The organism is Roseivirga sp. UBA838, from assembly GCF_002296035.1.
GTDB classification, from domain to species: Bacteria; Bacteroidota; Bacteroidia; order Cytophagales; family Cyclobacteriaceae; genus Roseivirga; species Roseivirga thermotolerans.
Genome location: NZ_DBHC01000043.1, coordinates 1 through 1,867, shown reverse-complemented (window position 1 = coordinate 1,867; position 1,867 = coordinate 1). Strand labels below are relative to the sequence as shown.

Sequence of the window (1,867 nt, the reverse complement as noted above, 5' to 3'; positions counted from 1 at the left end):
GATTGGTGCCAGAACCACCGTAAACCCTTTTAATGTGGCAGAACTTGCCGAGTCGTTTAAGGGTTCGGAACTACCCGTTTTTATAAAGAACCCCATTCATGCGGAACTGTCGCTCTGGAAAGGAGCGCTAGAGCGCTTCTCCAAAGCCGGAGTAAGTAAGCTAGGAGCCATACACCGGGGCTTTCATAGCTACCAGAAAAACAAATACAGAAATGTGCCCATGTGGCAAATACCTCTAGATCTGAAGAGTGAGTTTCCGGAGTTGCCACTCTTGTGTGACCCCAGCCACATTGCGGGCGATCGTGGACTGGTTGCTGAAATTGCCCAACGAGCGCTAGACCTCAACTATGACGGGCTAATGATTGAGTCGCACTGCAAGCCTGATGCGGCCTGGAGTGATGCCGCCCAGCAAATTGCCACAGCCAACCTTCCTGACCTTATCAATGGTTTGTTGCTACGAGACGATGTGTTTACTAAAGAAAACATCATTAACCAACTGGAGCTCATTCGAGAACAAATAGATCAGGCCGACCGGGAACTGCTGGAGGCTTTGAATCTGCGCATGAACCTGGTTGAAAAAATTGGTGAGTTTAAAAAAGAAAATAACGTAGCCATTTTTCAACTTAGCCGCTGGAAAGAAATTTTTCAGTCGAGACAAGAATGGGCCGATCAGCTAAACCTTGATCGCCAGTTTGTAGTAGAAGTGTTAAGATTATTACACCAACAGTCAGTGAAAACGCAGACTGAGGTGTTCAACAAAAAAGAACAAAACCTAAATTTACCTAATGACTGACTTGGGACTACTCGGTCCGGAAAACACCTTTCACGATCTGGCAAGAAAGCGCTTCTTGCCTCACCTTAGTTTTGCCTATTTTCAAAACTTTGAAACCATCTTTAAAGCGTTGAAAGATGGTCAAATAAAACAGGCTCTCGTTGCCCTCAGAAACTCACACTCCGGTCAGGTGGGCAATAATCTCGAAACCATACGCCAAAGAGGGCTTCAATTGATAGAGGAATTTGAGTTGCCTGTAAATCTGTGTTTGGGGAGTCTAAAACCAAACACGATAAAGAGCATTCGCAAGGTTTTTTCGCACCCCATGGCCATTAAAGAAACTACACATTTCTTTTCTAAATACAGTCATATAAAGTTCATTGCCAGCTCGAGTACGGCCGGAGCCATAGACGAACTTAAGAATAGCCGCGACTCTCAGGCAGCCGTTATTAGCTCAAAAGAGGCTTTAGAGTCTCAGGGCTTACTTATTATTGCCGAGGGCATTCAGGATGAAAAACATAACACCACCACTTTTGGTTTGATCAGGGCCTAGACAATCGTTTTCCGATTTTTTTTCAAATAATGTTTTCTTTAGAAAACTAAGATGAATATGTTTAGGCCATGAAAACATTGTTCGCGGCTTACTTTTACTTTTTTTACTTTATCGAAAAGGTGAGGTGAACCGCAGCTTATTAAGAAAAAATTAACTTATCACATAGGCCCGGTTCACACGAACCGGGCTTTTTATTTTTAAAAAGTCATGGAAATTGTAGACATCAAAGACTGGGGGTTGGGGCTATCGGAGCACACATTGATAGCCGGACCTTGCAGCGCAGAAAGCCCCGAACAAATTGAGGCTATTGCCCGCGGACTAAAAGGAAGCCCTGTGGAAATGTTTAGGGCAGGCGTTTGGAAGCCCAGAACCAGACCCGGTTCTTTTGAGGGTATAGGCACCGATGCCCTGGAGTGGCTGAACATTGCCAAAGACATACTCAATGTGCCGGTTACGGTAGAGGTGGCCAACACAGCTCATGTAGAAGCCGCCCTTAAAGGTGGGGTAGACGTGTTATGGATTGGTGCCAGAACCACCGTAAA

The 1,867-nt window shown here is 45.1% G+C and carries 2 protein-coding genes and 1 pseudogene; all 3 read left to right on the top strand.

What is annotated here, in order from left to right; translation table 11 throughout:
• Positions 1–793, top strand: a 793-nt coding sequence (locus tag B3O12_RS16435; protein WP_286757108.1) for a chorismate mutase, incomplete at its 5' end; no start/stop codon positions are given.
• On the top strand, positions 786–1,325 hold the full coding sequence (locus B3O12_RS16430; RefSeq protein WP_286757106.1) for a prephenate dehydratase domain-containing protein: 540 nt from the start codon (positions 786–788) through the stop codon (positions 1,323–1,325). The genes B3O12_RS16435 and B3O12_RS16430, both read left to right, overlap by 8 nt.
• Positions 1,326–1,532: 207 nt before the next feature.
• Positions 1,533–1,867 (top strand): annotated as a pseudogene (locus tag B3O12_RS16425) (3-deoxy-7-phosphoheptulonate synthase); the annotation flags it as partial.